Here is a 15,207-nt window from a genome sequence, read left to right as displayed (position 1 = left end):
GGATTGCATCAACGTTTCCCTCCCTCTTGTTTATCACGGCGCTCCGGCGGCGCCTCGGCCGGGATTTCTATTCGCTGGAGAAGATAGATCAGGGCGCGGGCGAATGGCGGCGTTTCGATGGATGTGTCCACTTTTTCCCGAGCGAGATCGACTTCCTTGGCCGCTTCAAGAGCCAGGGAATCCGCCGCGCCTGCCGCAACAGGGTTTTCTCCGGCGCTGGCCGCTGCCGCGCCTGTCAACGCTCCTTTGAGGGCAGCGGACGCGACCATGGAATCCTTGTGCCGCCTCACTTTGCCGATCAGCCCTGCGGAGCCATCCGGCGACAGGGCTAATCCGGAGATGATTATCTCGCGTCCATCCGGCAAAACAGCCCCATAAAACTCGACATTGACCCTATTGTGTGATTTAAGAATCAAGGCCCTGCCTAAAATCTTTGTTTTTCTGGGCAAAACCACGCCGTAACACTCCTGGTTTTCCAGGGGTTGGCAGTATTGCGCGTCGCTTTCCAACTCGGCGATGACCGGGACGTCCAGGTTGTACGAATAAATGGAATGGTTCACCACGACTCGAAGCAATGAGCCGGTCGGAAGAAATGGCGCGGGCGCCGCGGCATGCGCGCATAACGCGCCGACTAAAGTCATCCAGGTTAAAACACCCACCGGGGCACCTCCAAGCGCAGCTTTGCCGCCTTGCAATTAGCGGCTTTGACCACAAGATCAAGCCGCTTAAGTTCGGCGATGTTCGCGACTTTCATAATCCCGACCGACCGGGTTCCGGGCTCAAGGACGCGCCTCTCCATATAAACGCCGGCCGGCCCGGGGCAATTGCCGCATAAAATTTCCGGAAGATAAGCGTCTTTCCCGGTTTCGTTGACCAACTCAAAAGAAACCAATCCGCCGGGACTCATCTCATAAAAAACGATTCTGCCCATGCGCCAAGAAAATTCGCTCATCAACAGCTCTCGCTTGGGATCGCGCCTTAGCACATCGAGCCATTCCCATAAGCCGTCCGTGGCAACACGGTAAACGCGGGTTGCGGATTGGACCGTATTTTGTCCGAAACTCGCGCTTTCGGGCAAAGCCTCTGCTCTCAAACCGGCGAATGAACCTTTTTTCGCGCCGCCTGCTTTTGGAAACGCATTCCCACTCAATGGCCCTCGATGCAAATCCAACGTCTTGGCGACCAATGGCGCCAAAGACTCCTTGGTTAATTCATAAACATGGTGCCGCAGCGGACTCCTTGAAGCTTGGTCCCGCTTCTTGATCAAGTTCATCGCGAAAACGCCCAAGACAACGGCCGCCAAAGCGATGCCATAAAAAATTGTTTTAGCGAATGTCTTCCAAGAGTAAGCCATGTGGATTTTCCGCAGTACGCTCTATTTGTTTAATGACCAAGGTCACTGCCGCCTCCTGCTTCGATTCCGAATTGCCCATCAGGCTTCCGGCAACGCTCATTCCCTCAAAAGCCGCCTCAAAAAGGCGGGGTCCAGTTTCTTTAATGGTTAATTTTCTGACGATAAATCGCCGGAACGAGTCTTCGGTCAAAACTTCAGCCCGGATTTTAAGAAGCAGGCCCGCCGCACAAAGGCTTTCGCAATGCGTTAATCGCTCCTGCCTGCTTAGGGGCTCATGTTCATAAATGAGGGCCAGGGCGCCTCTCGCGAACCGGGCCAATTCCTGGGAGGCAGCCTCATTCTGGCCCATTCTTTTAGCGTCTCCCGCCGGACTGATGAAATAAACTTCCGGCGTCTTAAAAATAAGCGCCCAAGCCAAAGCCCCGGCGGCAATACCCATCGCCAAAGTTCCCGTAAAAACAGTCCGCCGGAAAAAAACGTTAAGTTCGATCAAGTCCAGAAAACTCTCCTGCCGACCCCGGCTTTTTGATGATTTCGCGAAGGCGGGGATAATCCTAATCATTTTTTAAAACCCCGGCGAATCCAATTGTCCGCGTTCTTATAGATTTGCCTGACCGGCGACCCCGCCAAGCCTGCGGCCGCGGCCGCAGGGCTCAATGCCGCGCCGGCGATCGCGCCCACCGGCTTCATTTGGCTTATGCCGCCCGATAAAATGGAATGAATAAAGAACGGCGAGCATACGCTAAAGGCCAAAAAAATGAGATTGACAATCAATACGCCGGCCACAACCCCGACGCTTCCCTTGGCGGGGTCCAACAGCGTCTCCACACTTGAAAACGTCGTGATTGCCATCAGTATTTTCATGCCGATGCCCCACAACCCGACCTCAAGCGTGCTGAGCAGCCATCCAAACGTCAACCTTCTTAAAGGCTCATAAAGCGACAACGCGATCATAAGCGGTCCCATGACGTAAAGCAAAGCGAAAAACGCGTAGCGGACCCAAAAGAAAAGCTGAAGCACGACGACCGAACAAAGAGCGAAGCCGCCGGACAAAAACCCGCCCAAGCCTTCGACTCCGAAAGAAAAAATGTCTTTGGCCGAACCCAAATGCCAGGCAACCATGGATTTGACCAGCACGGAAGCCAAGCCTTTTTGCACCGGCCGCTCCCCGAAAGCTGCCACAACCTGGCCCAAAGGCGTGATGGTCTCCTCGGCCGCGTTGATGATGATGGCGAAAGAGGCCATCAGTTCCTGATACGCGGCAAAACCAAACAAGACAAGCGCCAGGGGAAGGCCCAGAACAGGAGGCGGCAGCCTGAACATCCCGGTCTGGGCAAACTCCCATATCAAGCCCGCGGTTAAAACCAAACCCAAAAACGCGAGCGCGAGGCTTGTCACTGAACGCCTGGTCTCCAGAAAAGCGGCGGGCGCGTTCAACAGCCGGGTCGCCTCGAGGCTCGCCCGCATTTGGCGCGATAACCCGTTACTGTCTTCAAAAAAAGAAACGATTTCCGCCAACGCCTTTTCTCTGTTGACTCGGGCGTTCTTATCGTCTGCCTGGCGGGCTAGTTCAAAAAGAACAAGCTGGTTCAAGGCCTCAACCGCGTCCGAATTTCCCTGAAGCCCCAGACCCAGGGCCTGATCCGTGGCTGTTTTCGCGCCGGCAGCGATTTTGACTCCTTCTTCCCGGCCTAATTTCCCTCGGCCAGCCCTTGCCGCCAAAAGAGCGGCCTGCGTTTTAATCGCGCCCGCGTATTCAGCCGATTTTTGATTGACATTGTCCATGAAGCCGAAAGCGGCCATGCCTTTGACCGCCACGAAATTCCTGGTTTTCTCATCCATATTCCAGAGCAGGCGGTCCAGTCCCGAGTCATGCCGGTAGGCAAATTCCCCTGCCATCGTCGATTTTTCATCCTGGGCCATGGCTTTAGCCTTGGCCCCAAGGTCCGAGGCCACGTTTTTAACGATGCCCTTCCCTTCGTTCAACCGCTTCATTTCTTTATAAATTCGAACCGAGGCGTCGTAATTTTTCTTGGCCGCGACGATAAGCTGAAAGAGATGATTCTCCACGACGCGTTGATGAACAAAATCCTTCGACGCCCGGGCCCCGGAAACAACGCCGTCCAATAGCGCCCAGGAAGACGGCGATGCCAGAGCTAACAAAGCGCCGATGCAAACGCCGGTGGTATAATAGCGGCGTACGCCGATGAAAAAGAAAAAAGAAAAGAATCCTCCCCGCCAGGCATTAAATCTCAAAGCCTTCCAGGAAATTCTTGAACGGACCACGGAGAGCCTTGAAAATAGACTCGTCGGCCGCCTAAAGGCTGAGTTGGCTACCAAAGAAGAACTCAAAGAAGCGAAAGAAGAACTCAAAGCGGAGTTAGCCAAACGTCCATCGACAGAAGAAGTGCGACGGATCGTTAATACGGAGCTTAATAAGGTTTGGACAGTGGAGGAAGCCAAACACGAAGAGCATAAAGAGCGGCTCCAAAAACTCGAAGTAACGGTTTTCCCTTCCACCTAAACCTCCACAGGCTCCATCAGGGCCAGCTCGCTCAAAAAATCAAGCCTATTCATCGCGCCTTTTTGGCTTTTCAATCGTTCCTCCACGGCGCAGTCTTCGGCATTGGTCGTCGCAATCCAATATTCGAGCGAACTGGGATTAAGCCTGAGCGTGCGCGAGTGTTCTCCGAACACCACAAACAGCTCGGCAAAGGACCGCCTTCTTGTTTCAAGGCGCCGCACAGCTTCGATTTGCCTTGAATTGAGACCGAAAGCGCCCAGCGTGTCATGACCCATGTCCAGACGCAAAAACATCTTCCAGAAAGAATTGGCGATCATGGCCGTGGACGCCTTGCTTTTGATGAAGTCCTTGGGGCTCTGGGATACGGAGATAATGAGCCCGTTGAATTTTCTAGCCGTTCGATAAAGCCTCGAAACCAGTTCCGAAGAAGCGTCATCGTCAAAAAACTCCCAGCCCTCGTCGATAATCACGACTTTTTTCTGGCCGGGGTCCTTGAGAGTTTTGGATAGTCCGAGAGAAATCATGAAGATCAGCGGCGCCTGAAGCTCAGGGTGCTGCTTAAGCCTGGCCAAATCAAAAACCGTCAGACGCTTCTCGAAGGGCCGAATTGTCGAGGGAGCGTTTAGAATATTGCCGTAACCGCCCTTGGTGTAGAGCCTGAGCTCATTGGCGATATGGCGCGCTGGGCCGCAATCCGCGTCCTCCAATCCCAAAGCCGCCATGGTATCCACGAAATCTCCCAATAGCGGGGCATGCACGTTCGCGCTCTGATAAAGCCTCGTTATGCCGGTCTCAATCAAGTGCTTTTCAATTTGATCAACCGGCCGGATCAACATTTTCTGGATTAACAGACGCAAGCAGCCCAGCAAATCGGCGTCCGGGGCGCCGTCCACCCCGATCATGGCTTCCTTGGGAGGAAACGGGCTGATCGCGCAGTTTCCGGAAGGCTCAATCTCGAAATAATCCCCTCCTAAAATTCCGGTCAATCGTTTATAACTGCCCCCCATGTCGATCACCACAAAGTTTGTCTTTGGATCCTGGACCAGGAGGCTCGATACCACATAATTCATGGTGAAGCTTTTGCCGCTTCCGGTTGAGCCGATCACCATGCCATGCCTGGGCGAGCCTTCCCAAAAAGGGTCAAGGTTCACCATGTTCTGCTCTTTCGAGTAAAAAAGGACTCCCGGCCCCTCTGCTCCCTTCCACGGCGCTGACAGGGGAAGCAGGCAAGCGGCCGCATTGGCGGTCAACGTATGCCGTCGCATGGGCAGAATCGCTCCATTAGGCAACTGCGCGAGAAAATAACGCAAATGAAGAAAATCCTCGGTCACGAGTTCCCCGCCCAAGGTTTCTCTCGCCGCCATCATGATTTCCAAGGCTTTGTTTGCCAAAACGCCCTGGTCATGGTCGCGCAGCAATACAAACAAGCTCGCGATATAAAACTTTGTTCCGGAACCGTGGCCCAAGCCTGCAAGCTCATCAAGGTCCCGAATTTTGTGGTTTAACTGATGATTGCCCGCGCCTACGCTCATAAGGCTGGAATAACCCCGGATATCGCTATCTAACCTGGCGAGAAAATCCTGATGATCCGGGGATAAAACCGTTATGACAATCGTCGAGCCTTCGGGCAGATGAGCGATCATGCGGTCGATGCCTCCGGCCGGCACTGTTTCATCAAGCATGAAGAGCGAAAACGCCTGATGGAAAACGCCGTCAACAGCGAACGCTGTTTTTCCATGACTGCCGGCCGACGCGGCCAACTGGCAGCGATGAGAAAAGCGTAAATTGTATTTTGGAGGCCGCAAGCCGGCTCCGGCTTTATCCGGGTTTAGGCGTTGCCAGTAAAAATCAGCCAACTCATGCTCATCGAGCCGCCGATGCGAAGCCTTAAGGCCGGAGAGCCGCCCTAAAACCACGGACTCCATCCCCACGAACCTATCCCTAAATTCCGCCAATTTTCTGCCGGCGTCTCTTGATGCTTGGCCAGGGTCCATCACCAAGCGTGGAAATAGAGGCAGTTTGAGAAAATTTCCGTTATAAAGCCCAAGCAGAAGATGGGTTTTTCTTTCTTTGCGCGCAGACCGCGAAAACAATTCATGCTTCGATTTAACGATTGCGGCCTGTTCCTTGGGCAATTCGTGAGCCAATCGTTCCAAGCGCTTAATCTCCGTTATTGACCCAGGCCGAACGTCAACAACAAAAACAGCCGCGGCCCCGGCCGGCAAGGATTCAAGCGCAAGCGCCGCTTCATCGATGAACCGGGCCTGACCCGCGTCATTCATCAATAAAATGTCTTGATGCGGCGAAAGCTCATACGCCGCGCTGATTTCCCCGCCCATGCCCAAAGCCAAGCCATCCGGCGTTATGTCCAACAGATTCAGATGCCTGTGCAGCAGGCATTGATCCGAAGGCGCAGGGGAAAGAAGCTCGGCGAGCTTAGACATATTGAACTGCCCCCGCAGGCCTGGGCTCCAAATCTACCAGCAGATTTTTTGACGAGACCAAATAGAGGGCAACGGCCTGCGTCCAGCCTTGGGGCTTGCGGCCTTTGACAAAGTAAAGCCAGGACCATAGCCCGGCGGATACCAGCGCGGTCCATATCAGGCTCGGGAAAAGCCGCGAGCAAAGCGCCACAACAGCGCCCATGCCCGCCCAATCCCCAGCCTCAAGGCCGAAGAATTTGACTTTGGCCGCGGTGTTGCGGAAAGTTCTATACGCCCCGCAATAGATTGCCATAACCCACCGCCGCCAAAATAATTTTGACGATGGGAAACACCATCAAAATCAAAATCCCGCCAATAAAGGCGTTTCTGGCTGTTTTCATTTTGTCTTCGTCGCCGGTTCCGTACGCGGCGAACCCGTAAATGAGGCCGATAAAAAGTACGACCACTCCCACGACCATGGAAACCTTCTGAAGAATGGCGGTCATGGGCTGGATCACCTGGGCTTCCTCGCCTGCGGCCATGGCGGCGGGAACGCCCAAAGCCCCCGCCGCCAGCAAAGTTCCCAACCGGATGAAGGCGAGCTTCATCGCGTTAGACAATCGCATAGCCGGATTCCTCATTCTTGGGCCCCGTCTCGCCTTGTCCTTCCTGGTTTTTCCTTTTTTCCTCATACTCGCGCACGACAGCCTCATGCAAGGCCGATTTGGCCGCGTCTCCGATGACATACACAACGTCCTCATAAGGCGATCCCCCTTTTTCCTCCGCGCGTTTTGCCCTTTTTTTGGCCGGATAACCCACGAATAACCCGTTCTTTCCGTTCATCAGGCTTGCCCCCCTAATCATCACCGGGCCGATTTTGACGTCGAACATGGCCAAAAGATTTTTATTCTTCGGATTCTTGGCCGGATTTAAATGCCTAATTTCGATTTCAACTCCTCCCGCTCCGTCCGCCGCAATTTCGCTCATGATTTTTCCCTCCTGATTTTCAACGGCTCTCCGCAGGTCTGGTGGTTTTAAAGATTCCGCTCTCAACGCCCACCAGCCTGCGGATAAGCTCAGACCGTTCGTCATCCGGCCACTTGTCCACGAAATCCCTGGCCAAGATGACAAAATCCATGCGCGCATCCTGCGCGAAACTGACGGCAAAGCGAAGGTAATGACGCCGTTGTTCCTTTTGGGTCCGGCCAAAAAGCCAAACTCTGCGCCGCACAACCGGAAACTCGCTTCCCATTGAAACCAAAGTCTTTCTGATCTCTTGGTCATGCGGCCTTAAAGCCAGAAGTCTTTTGAGAATGATTTCCGACTCCTTGGATTTCCCCTCCTCGATCAAGCGTTTGGCTTCTTCAGACAAAAACGCCTCTATGGTTTTGGCCCGGAGTTTAAGCTCGGTGTATGGGTTCATGTTTTCCGGCGGTCCCGCCTCATCTTCACGAAAAAAATAGCTCAGGCCCACGCGCCCGGTGGGACTGATAGCGCGAACTTGCCATGAAAAATCAACGGCAAATTGCCTGTTTTTGGTAGTTAGACCGAATCCGAATCTCGGAACGCCGTTTAAGCCCGCCCGCAAAGAGAAGCCCGGCGCCGGAGAAAATCCGAACCCTGCGGCTAATCTGGGCGTGGAACCATCCAATAATTTCTCCGCCTGGCCCATCATTACGACGCCGCCGATAGAAAGCGATGCTCCAAGACGCAGTTCCGGGGGATAAACCTCTTTGCTGCCAGCAAAATTCAGGCCTGAAAAATAGGCATTTTTAAGCACCGCGCCCAAGGACCATCGCTCCCCCAGACGAACAGCCCCGCCGATATCCGCGAATACGGCCTTGGATTCATACCCCGCCAAAACAAAATCAAGCAGGCCTAAAGTTGTGCCCAGCCGCGCGCTCCCTCCCGCTCCCGCAGACGCCCCCAATAGATAGGCCCGTTGGTAGCTTTTAGCCGGACTGCCCGCATCCATCACGCTTTCCCTGCGCGTGATCTCGCCCAAATCAAGCCCGATGATTCCCAAACCGAAACTGTTATTACCCAAAGAAAACGCGCTTCCCAGCCAGGAATAGCTCACCTGCGGCATGAGCTTCGCGTACTCCCCTGTAATCCCCGATGCCCTGGCTGAAAGCCCGGCCGGATTGTAATAGAGGGCATTGGGCCCCATGGAATAAGCGGCCGCGGCCCCACCTAAAGCCTCTTCCAAGGAGCCCGGCCCATGCGTCAAAAAATGAGTCCTGCCAGCGAACTCTCCATGAACCACAGCGATCGGCAGGATCAACAGCAATGCCGCCGCTCTCATCGAATCGCCACCGTCCTGACCACTGTTTTAGAGCCGGGCGTTTCAACAACGGCCAAATACATACCGGAGAACACCGGCTTTCCCGAGGCATCCCGTCCGTCCCAGCGCAATCGGTGAACCCCGGCCGACAAGGGCCCGAAATGGCCCTCCCAGATAAGGTCCTGATACACCGAATAAACCGCGATCCGCGCCTTATCCACAGGTTCCAATGCCGTCAGCACAAAATCAGTCCCGTCATTAACCCGAAACGGATTGGGCGCGTTATACGCTTGGCTTTGTGCGGACCGAGGAACCAAAGAAAAAGAGCCGGCCGGGCCGTTAATCACCGCGCCTTGTGAGTCGCGGATTTCAACCTGATAAACGTAATTCGTATGGAAAAACAAATCATCAAGCGCGGCCAAGTTTAAAGCGCCTTGATAAACGAGTTGCAGGGGAACGCCGCCGACCAAAGGCGGCGCCGCTGATGCGCCATCATTTTGACGGCCAAGGTAAAGCGCGTAGATAACGGCATCACCGTCCGGATCAATATATTGAGGCCAGCTTATACTGATTGAATTTTTGTCCGAGACCACAATTCCGTCCGGAAGGGCGGCCTCATGGCCGGACTCCGGCTGAGGATTATTATTGAGATAGGAAAGAAAAACGGAGATAGCCGGACCCGATGATGAACCGCCGAAGGAATCGCTCGCTTCAACGGCAAAATAGTATGTCGAGTGAAATTCCAGGGAATCAAATGTCATCGTAGTCGCCTGCCCCGCCTCGCGCGCGGGCATGGATTGGCCGCTTTTAGACCAAAAAACGCGATAGGAAAACGCATCTGCGTCGCTGTCTTGGCTTGCCGCCCAAGTAAGTTCGTATGCCAGGGATCGTGTCGAAATAAACCCGGCCGGACTGTGAATTACGGGAGCCGAAGGCAAATTGTTGGTCAGTTCACATCGCCAGACAAACATATCGCTCTGGCTAACCGCCCCAAAAACATCCGAGGCCATTACCGCCGCGTAATAAGACGTACCAAATCGCAAATCCGTCAGCGCCATAGACGTACCCGTGCTAAACCCAATCGAAACGAGTAAATGAGGGGCGGTTCCCGTCCAAAGGGCATAATTGACGGCATCGCCTTCGGCATCCAAGGAACTTTGCCAAGTCAAAACATCGGAAAACGGCTCGTGGCCATGGCGGGCCCGCAGCGTGTCACCTGCAAACACAGGAGAGCTGGGAGCGGTGTTTAGGAACAAGTGCGTCAATGACGCACTGGAACTCAAAACAGACGCTCCGAATGAATCGTTGGCTCTAATCCGCCAATAATAAGTAACACCAAACATCAGGTCTTCAAAAGTAAACTCCTCGGAAACTAAATTTTGAGCTGCCACGGTTAAAGCTTCGGGCCTTGTCCCGGCAAATACCGCATAAGTGATCGCATCCCCGTCTGGATCAAGAGACCCTGTCCATCTCAAAAGATGGGATGTCGATCGAGTTGTCGTTGCTCCAATGCCATGACTTGCAATCGGCGCTGATGGCGGATTGTTTTGCAAAAGGATTTGAAATTGATTCACAGGCCCTACTGTGACGCTATACGGGTCTTTGGCGATGATCTGCCAGTAATAAGTCGTGGCATAATGCAGCCCCTCAAAAAAGTAGGAATTGATCCCGCTGCCCTCAAAAATCTTGGCCAAAGAGCCGGTGCCGAAATAAACGCTGTAGGTGACGGGGTCGCCATCAGCATCCGGAGCATCAGCCCAGGAAACGGTTTCCCCAAAGGGCTCATTTTTATGCCGCCAAAGGACGCCGTTTCCGCTTGAAGCTGAAGGAACGAGCGGAGATGAATTCTTAAATTGAAGCCAGAAGGATTTGACATCGCCCTGTCTCGCCGCGCCGAACGCATCCACGGCGCTTACCCGCCAGTAATACGTCGTGTTCAAACTGAGACCGGAAAGCGGATAGTCCGCCATACTCCCCTCGCCCAAAATAGACAAGGCAGCAGGATTGGTTCCGGCCCAAATCTGCATAAACACCGGATCGCCGTCCGGGTCATCGGGAATCTGCCAGGAAAGCCAAACTTCGGTGGAACGAGTAACGATGGTTCCCCAGGTTGAGGTATAGACAATAGGTTGCGGCGGCTGGTTGGACAGGTGGTAGCTGATTGCCGCGGGCGTCCCATCCGTCCGCGCCCCATAGCTATCAACGGCGCTGACCATGAAATAATTGGTGCTCCATTGAGCCAGACCGTTGGCAGTAAAAAAATTGCCGGAGACGCTGCCAGCAGCCAAAGTAAAGCTTGAGGGATGGGAACCTTGATAAACCTGGTAAGTAACGGGGTCGCCGTCCGGGTCGTTGGAAACCAGCCAACTGATGGCATCCGAGAATGTCCCCGTTGAGTGAATTCCCCTTGAGAAAGGTCCGTTAAGGATAGGGGCCGTGGGCGCCGAGTTTTGGAAATTGACCGTAACCGAGGCAACAGGCCCTTCGCTGACGCCCCCATAGGCATCCTCAGCCCGCACCTTCCAATAATAAGCCTGGCCCCAATTAAACCCGGAAAAGGAATAAGAGTTGCCGCTGCCTGAAGCCACCTCTGCCAGCGATCCAGGGGTATCGCCTAAGTAAAACCGGTAGGTAATAGGGTCCCCGTCCGCATCTGTGGAGGGATTCCAGTTAATCAGGACAGAAGTATCCCGCGTCGTAAAGACTTTATTGGAGTAAGAAGGAACTGTTGGCGCTGAGTTGACGAAGGTATAGTTTGTCTGCTGGGTTATGCTGTCAGCTTGGCGGTAAGCGTCCTTGGCTCTTATCATCCAGTAATAATTGCCTGGGCTCGGCGTTAGCGTGACGCTTGTGTTGCTGGTTGTTGAGGTTAGGGAAAGGCTGGTAGGGCTGCCATTGGTTTGGGAAAGATAAAGCTCATAGGCGATAGGGTCGTTGTCGGCATCATAGGAGGGATTCCAGCTCAAGGCGACCTCCCTGCTGTGAAGAGAGGCGCTGCCGGCTGGGGCAAGGCTGGTGGCCGCGTTCGGTGTGTTGTTATAGGCCATGCGTATTATCTTGTCCCCAGCCGTGTTTCCATTGCCGTCAGCGTCTAAAGCATAGACGTAACGGCGTCCGTCTATAGCTGCCATACCGATATAGGGACCTGGGTAGCCTCCTGGAACGGCAAAATGGGTTACGGCATTGCCGCTGGAATCGAACTTTTTGACCCCTGTTCCTTCGCTGTAATAGCTGCTTCCCAGATAAAAGTAACCATCAGAATCGGAAAAAACAAAATCCGGGGTAAAGCAGTTTTGATAATTGCCCCCAGGAATAAAGGAAGAAGATACACTACCATCAGAAGCGTTTAATATCCAAACCCGCTGCGTGCCGCAGTAAAGGTCTGTGCGGCCGGCTACAAAAAGTTTGCCGTTTAAATAAACCATGTGGGTTCCATTACGCCACGGCATGGAAACGCTGGATAAAAGGCTCCCATTGGCCGCGCTATAGGCTTCCAGCTTGCCATGGCCGCCCCAACCGCAGTTGCCGGGACCGCTGCAAACCCAGGGGGCGTCATGGGACACCCAGACCTTGGTTCCATCTGAGGCGATTCCCCCTGCCAGGCTCAATGCCGATGAATTGCCAAAGGATAAAACCACGTTGCCCGATGAATCGATTTTTTTGATTTCCCTGGCGCCGCTATTGTCGTCTAAGGCCCAAATCCATAAATTAGGGTCAACGGACAGGCGCGCATAGCCGCCTAAATGCCCGCCCACGGTGATGATTTCATTAGCCGGGGTTAGCTTTTTAATAATCCAATGGGTAACCTCCTGGTTATAGGTGAGGAAATAGGCGTTTCCCAAATGATCACCGGCAAGACCCCTGGCATAAGGATAGGGCGATCCTGTGACGGCTATGGAGTCATAGATGAGGTATTCCCCGGCCTGCGTAGATAGAGGAAAAGAGAAACCTAATAAAACCAAAGCGCCCGCCAACGCCGGCAGAATCCCCCTTGCTAAATTCAATTTTTGGAGAAAGACTTGAAACAGCCGCAAGATAGGTTGCGGCCCTTCCTCTAAGAGGTTACTTAACCCCCGATAGAGAAGGACAATGTGGAGGGAGAGCCCCCTGGCTCTCCCCTGCTTTTTCCGCCTCCCCAACAACCGAACCACCAAATCCGTCATGGCAGCAAATGTTCCAAATGATGGGCGCGGGCACAGCGCCTCAGATAAAAATGGAAGCAGGCCGGAGCATTTTCTTTCGCAACAATTCCCCGCTCAATAGCTTGATTTGTTGCGGCGAACACCCGATCGATCGAATCCTGGGGAATGCGTTGGGCCAGCCCTTGATAAAGGGAAAAATTTAACGGATCAACAACGAAATTCAGCGGCCTAAACCGGCATCGAGAATCAACTTGAGAGAGCTTGCCGGCTTTAGGACCTGCCAACCGCCGTAAAACGCCATGGATCATTGCCGGATCATTACAGCGCAGATCGGCGTTTAAATTAGATCGGCGGCAACGCCTTGTTTACGGTTGTTTATGAATGTTTACGAATGGAAGGTTTTTTACCGTCGAGCAGGTCGCGCTTGAAAAGGTTTACGATTGTTTACGAATTTATTTTAGGCTGCGGAAAATCGATAGGCAAAACCAGATTATTTAAGTCAAAAAAAATTGAACAATAAATTATGCGTTCGCAGAATGTATATTTTGCGAACAAGTGAGCACAGCAAACTCTTTCTTGGGGTAATTCAAAATTTGAACTTTCTATGTACGCTAAGCGTGTTTCGATTGTGCGGGCAAGGTTGTCAAAACCAACCAATTGATGCCGTACTGATCCTGAAAATCCATCTGAAGTTCGTGGGCAGAGGTGCCAAGGCCAAAAAATATACCGCTTATACTATGAGTCATGGTTGTTTTCGAGGGTAACCTGAGCGGCAACTGAGAATTAAAATTTATCAACATGGGATCATTTCCACCGGGATCGTTTAACGGTCTTAAACAGGGGCTCACTTTAACCAGAGCATTTTGAGAGGCGCTAAGGTTGACGATGGTTAAATTAACGACAAAAGACCACTGCATAAGTTTTCCAGTGGAATTTACCTGGAGCGGGTTTGCTTCAATTTTTATATTGGGTTTACTGTCTCTCGAAGACTGGAACATGGCCCAACCCGCATAGGCCGTTGCAATCGCAGTGATGATAGTCCCACCAACCTCAACGATCCTGACTGTATCCATGTATTGCGCGGATTATCCGCAACACTTTTTGAATTTCTTGCCCGAACCACAAGGGCAAAGCTCGTTGCGACCGGCTTTGGGTCCTTTGACTATGCCGGCCTCTTTGGCCAGCCATTCCAAGGCGCCCGGGGCCTTCTTCAATGGTCAGGCAGCTCTTCGGGCAAGGTTTTGTTGCCTAAAAAATAATCGGCGAAATAGGAGTTCCGGGAAAGGACATCTTGAAGCCGCCTTCGCGCTTGCCGTGATTCCCCCTCCAAAACATAGGTAGACAAGGCTTTCATGGACAGCCACTCCAAGCCTATGTCGTCTTGGTAGTCTTTTGATTCAAAAAGCTGCTTTAGGTCGTCCCAATTGCCCACGGCGCCCAGGCAAGAGGCTAAGGTATAGCGGATGCCTTGATTGTCATTGGGATTAAAGGTCAGCATTTCTCTATAGTGATCGAGCGCCTGATCAATCTCCCCCATCATCCAAAGGCAGCCGGCCAAGCCGGCTTTAGCGCGCATAAAGGGGCGAGTTTCGATCATGCCCCAGAAGTTCCCGGTATTCTCTACGAAAAACTCCTTCCCCAAGGCGCGCCGGGCGGCCTCCAAGGCTTGCTTGTACAGCCGGTACTCTTCATCCACGCTTTGGGCTGTTTCTTCGGCCAGAATGACATAGCCGTCCGCGCAATCAGGCCAGATTTTGATGGCCTTACGGGCCATCTCGACCTTTTTCCTGGGATCGTTTTCGCCGAAGGCGTCATAAGCCAGGCTTTGGGCGAATTCGGGAGCGTTTTCCGGAGCGATGGGGTCATTGAGCTTGCCGGAGGCTTGAAGCTCTTTAAGATAGGCATTGGCGTCATCTGGGCTTTTAAATTCGTGGCTTCGCAAATGTTTGGTCAATTCCCATGTGGATTTTTCTATGGCCCGGCGGTCTCTGGGCAGGCAAAAGGGTGCGTTTAGCTCGCCGTCTTCTTCCTTATTTTCTTCGCTTCCAGCCTCTTCTCCGGCGTCCTCGTCTTCACTGTTGATTTCCTTAAGGTGGGTAAGATTCTCTTTGGAGAAATGAACCAGGGGGTTTTTGTTGTCCTGCTTGACGGCAGAATATTTGTTTTGGCCGGCATATTCTTTTTCAATAGAACCCCACTGAACAATTTGTTCGTCAATGAAACCGGCCTCAAAGACGCGGCGCAGATCCTCCTTGACGCCGGGGTCTCTAAATTCGGCCAAATCGCCGGCCAGGAAGGAAATAAACGTTGTGTCGTCCTTCTCAGCGACGCCTTGGGCCAAAAAGCTTCGCAAAAAGGCAATTACCTCATCGCGCAAGACAGGGTTCTTGTGGACCAAGAGGTAAAGCGCGCGGCAGGCCACATGCCTGTTAAAGGGATCAAGACTTTTTAGACGGGCCAGCCTCTTGATGCCGGAAATG

The 15,207-nt window shown here is 53.0% G+C and carries 13 protein-coding genes and 1 pseudogene; 1 reads left to right on the top strand and 13 read right to left on the bottom strand.

Going from position 1 to position 15,207, the window contains the following annotated elements:
• Positions 1–8: 8 nt before the first annotated feature.
• From HYT79_11385 to HYT79_11370, 4 genes are read right to left on the bottom strand one after another with little or no spacing between them, the layout of a single operon-like run.
• The gene (locus tag HYT79_11385; GenBank protein ID MBI2071190.1) at positions 9–659 is read right to left on the bottom strand and encodes a hypothetical protein; all 651 of its coding nucleotides are present in this window, start codon (positions 657–659) and stop codon (positions 9–11) included.
• Positions 647–1,354, bottom strand: coding sequence for a hypothetical protein (locus HYT79_11380; protein MBI2071189.1), 708 nt, complete (start codon positions 1,352–1,354; stop codon positions 647–649). The genes HYT79_11385 and HYT79_11380 overlap by 13 nt, the downstream gene beginning before the upstream one ends.
• The gene (locus HYT79_11375) at positions 1,326–1,916 is read right to left on the bottom strand and encodes a hypothetical protein (protein MBI2071188.1); all 591 of its coding nucleotides are present in this window, start codon (positions 1,914–1,916) and stop codon (positions 1,326–1,328) included. Before HYT79_11375 ends, HYT79_11380 begins: the two co-directional genes overlap by 29 nt.
• The gene (locus tag HYT79_11370) at positions 1,913–3,517 is read right to left on the bottom strand and encodes a hypothetical protein (protein ID MBI2071187.1); all 1,605 of its coding nucleotides are present in this window, start codon (positions 3,515–3,517) and stop codon (positions 1,913–1,915) included. The genes HYT79_11375 and HYT79_11370 overlap by 4 nt, the downstream gene beginning before the upstream one ends.
• A gap of 43 nt (positions 3,518–3,560) precedes the next feature.
• Here HYT79_11370 and HYT79_11365 point away from each other — a divergent pair, with 43 nt between their 5' ends.
• Positions 3,561–3,878: a hypothetical protein gene (locus HYT79_11365; GenBank protein ID MBI2071186.1), complete on the top strand. Its 318-nt coding sequence runs from the start codon at positions 3,561–3,563 to the stop codon at positions 3,876–3,878.
• Here the strand turns inward: HYT79_11365 and HYT79_11360 are convergent.
• From HYT79_11360 to HYT79_11320, 9 genes and pseudogenes are all read right to left on the bottom strand, one after another.
• Positions 3,875–6,322: a DUF87 domain-containing protein gene (locus tag HYT79_11360; GenBank protein MBI2071185.1), complete on the bottom strand. Its 2,448-nt coding sequence runs from the start codon at positions 6,320–6,322 to the stop codon at positions 3,875–3,877. The two genes, HYT79_11365 and HYT79_11360, sit on opposite strands and share 4 nt — an antisense overlap.
• A complete protein-coding gene (locus tag HYT79_11355; protein MBI2071184.1) occupies positions 6,315–6,614 on the bottom strand; it encodes a hypothetical protein in 300 nt (99 codons plus the stop codon). The genes HYT79_11360 and HYT79_11355 overlap by 8 nt, the downstream gene beginning before the upstream one ends.
• Positions 6,589–6,927, bottom strand: coding sequence for a hypothetical protein (locus HYT79_11350; protein ID MBI2071183.1), 339 nt, complete (start codon positions 6,925–6,927; stop codon positions 6,589–6,591). Before HYT79_11350 ends, HYT79_11355 begins: the two co-directional genes overlap by 26 nt.
• The gene (locus HYT79_11345) at positions 6,914–7,288 is read right to left on the bottom strand and encodes a septation protein SpoVG family protein (GenBank protein ID MBI2071182.1); all 375 of its coding nucleotides are present in this window, start codon (positions 7,286–7,288) and stop codon (positions 6,914–6,916) included. The genes HYT79_11350 and HYT79_11345 overlap by 14 nt, the downstream gene beginning before the upstream one ends.
• Positions 7,289–7,307: 19 nt before the next feature.
• Positions 7,308–8,606 (bottom strand): hypothetical protein, encoded by a 1,299-nt coding sequence (locus HYT79_11340; protein MBI2071181.1) that lies wholly within the window; start codon positions 8,604–8,606, stop codon positions 7,308–7,310.
• Positions 8,603–12,619, bottom strand: coding sequence for a hypothetical protein (locus tag HYT79_11335; protein MBI2071180.1), 4,017 nt, complete (start codon positions 12,617–12,619; stop codon positions 8,603–8,605). Before HYT79_11335 ends, HYT79_11340 begins: the two co-directional genes overlap by 4 nt.
• Positions 12,620–13,338: 719 nt before the next feature.
• A complete protein-coding gene (locus HYT79_11330; GenBank protein ID MBI2071179.1) occupies positions 13,339–13,800 on the bottom strand; it encodes a hypothetical protein in 462 nt (153 codons plus the stop codon).
• A 12-nt stretch (positions 13,801–13,812) separates the two neighbouring features.
• Positions 13,813–13,893, bottom strand: a pseudogene (locus HYT79_11325) (SEC-C domain-containing protein).
• 44 nt (positions 13,894–13,937) lie between these two features.
• A partial coding sequence (locus HYT79_11320) for a DUF1186 domain-containing protein (protein MBI2071178.1) occupies positions 13,938–15,207 on the bottom strand: 1,270 nt, incomplete at its 5' end.

The sequence above is a fragment of the Elusimicrobiota bacterium genome, from assembly GCA_016180815.1.
Lineage (GTDB): Bacteria > Elusimicrobiota > Elusimicrobia > JACQPE01 > JACQPE01 > JACPAN01.
This window is presented reverse-complemented; position numbering and strand designations above follow the sequence as displayed.

Bases quoted from the DNA above. Each gene is read 5' to 3' on its own strand.
- HYT79_11380 (MBI2071189.1), bottom strand. From the start codon at position 1,354: ATGGCTTACTCTTGGAAGACATTCGCTAAAACAATTTTTTATGGCATC.
- HYT79_11360 (MBI2071185.1), bottom strand. From the start codon at position 6,322: ATGTCTAAGCTCGCCGAGCTTCTTTCCCCTGCGCCTTCGGATCAATGC.
- HYT79_11365 (MBI2071186.1), top strand. From the start codon at position 3,561: ATGAAAAAGAAAAAAGAAAAGAATCCTCCCCGCCAGGCATTAAATCTC.
- HYT79_11330 (MBI2071179.1), bottom strand. From the start codon at position 13,800: ATGGATACAGTCAGGATCGTTGAGGTTGGTGGGACTATCATCACTGCG.
- HYT79_11375 (MBI2071188.1), bottom strand. From the start codon at position 1,916: ATGATTAGGATTATCCCCGCCTTCGCGAAATCATCAAAAAGCCGGGGT.
- HYT79_11345 (MBI2071182.1), bottom strand. From the start codon at position 7,288: ATGAGCGAAATTGCGGCGGACGGAGCGGGAGGAGTTGAAATCGAAATT.
- HYT79_11340 (MBI2071181.1), bottom strand. From the start codon at position 8,606: ATGAGAGCGGCGGCATTGCTGTTGATCCTGCCGATCGCTGTGGTTCAT.
- HYT79_11350 (MBI2071183.1), bottom strand. From the start codon at position 6,927: ATGCGATTGTCTAACGCGATGAAGCTCGCCTTCATCCGGTTGGGAACT.
- HYT79_11355 (MBI2071184.1), bottom strand. From the start codon at position 6,614: ATGGCAATCTATTGCGGGGCGTATAGAACTTTCCGCAACACCGCGGCC.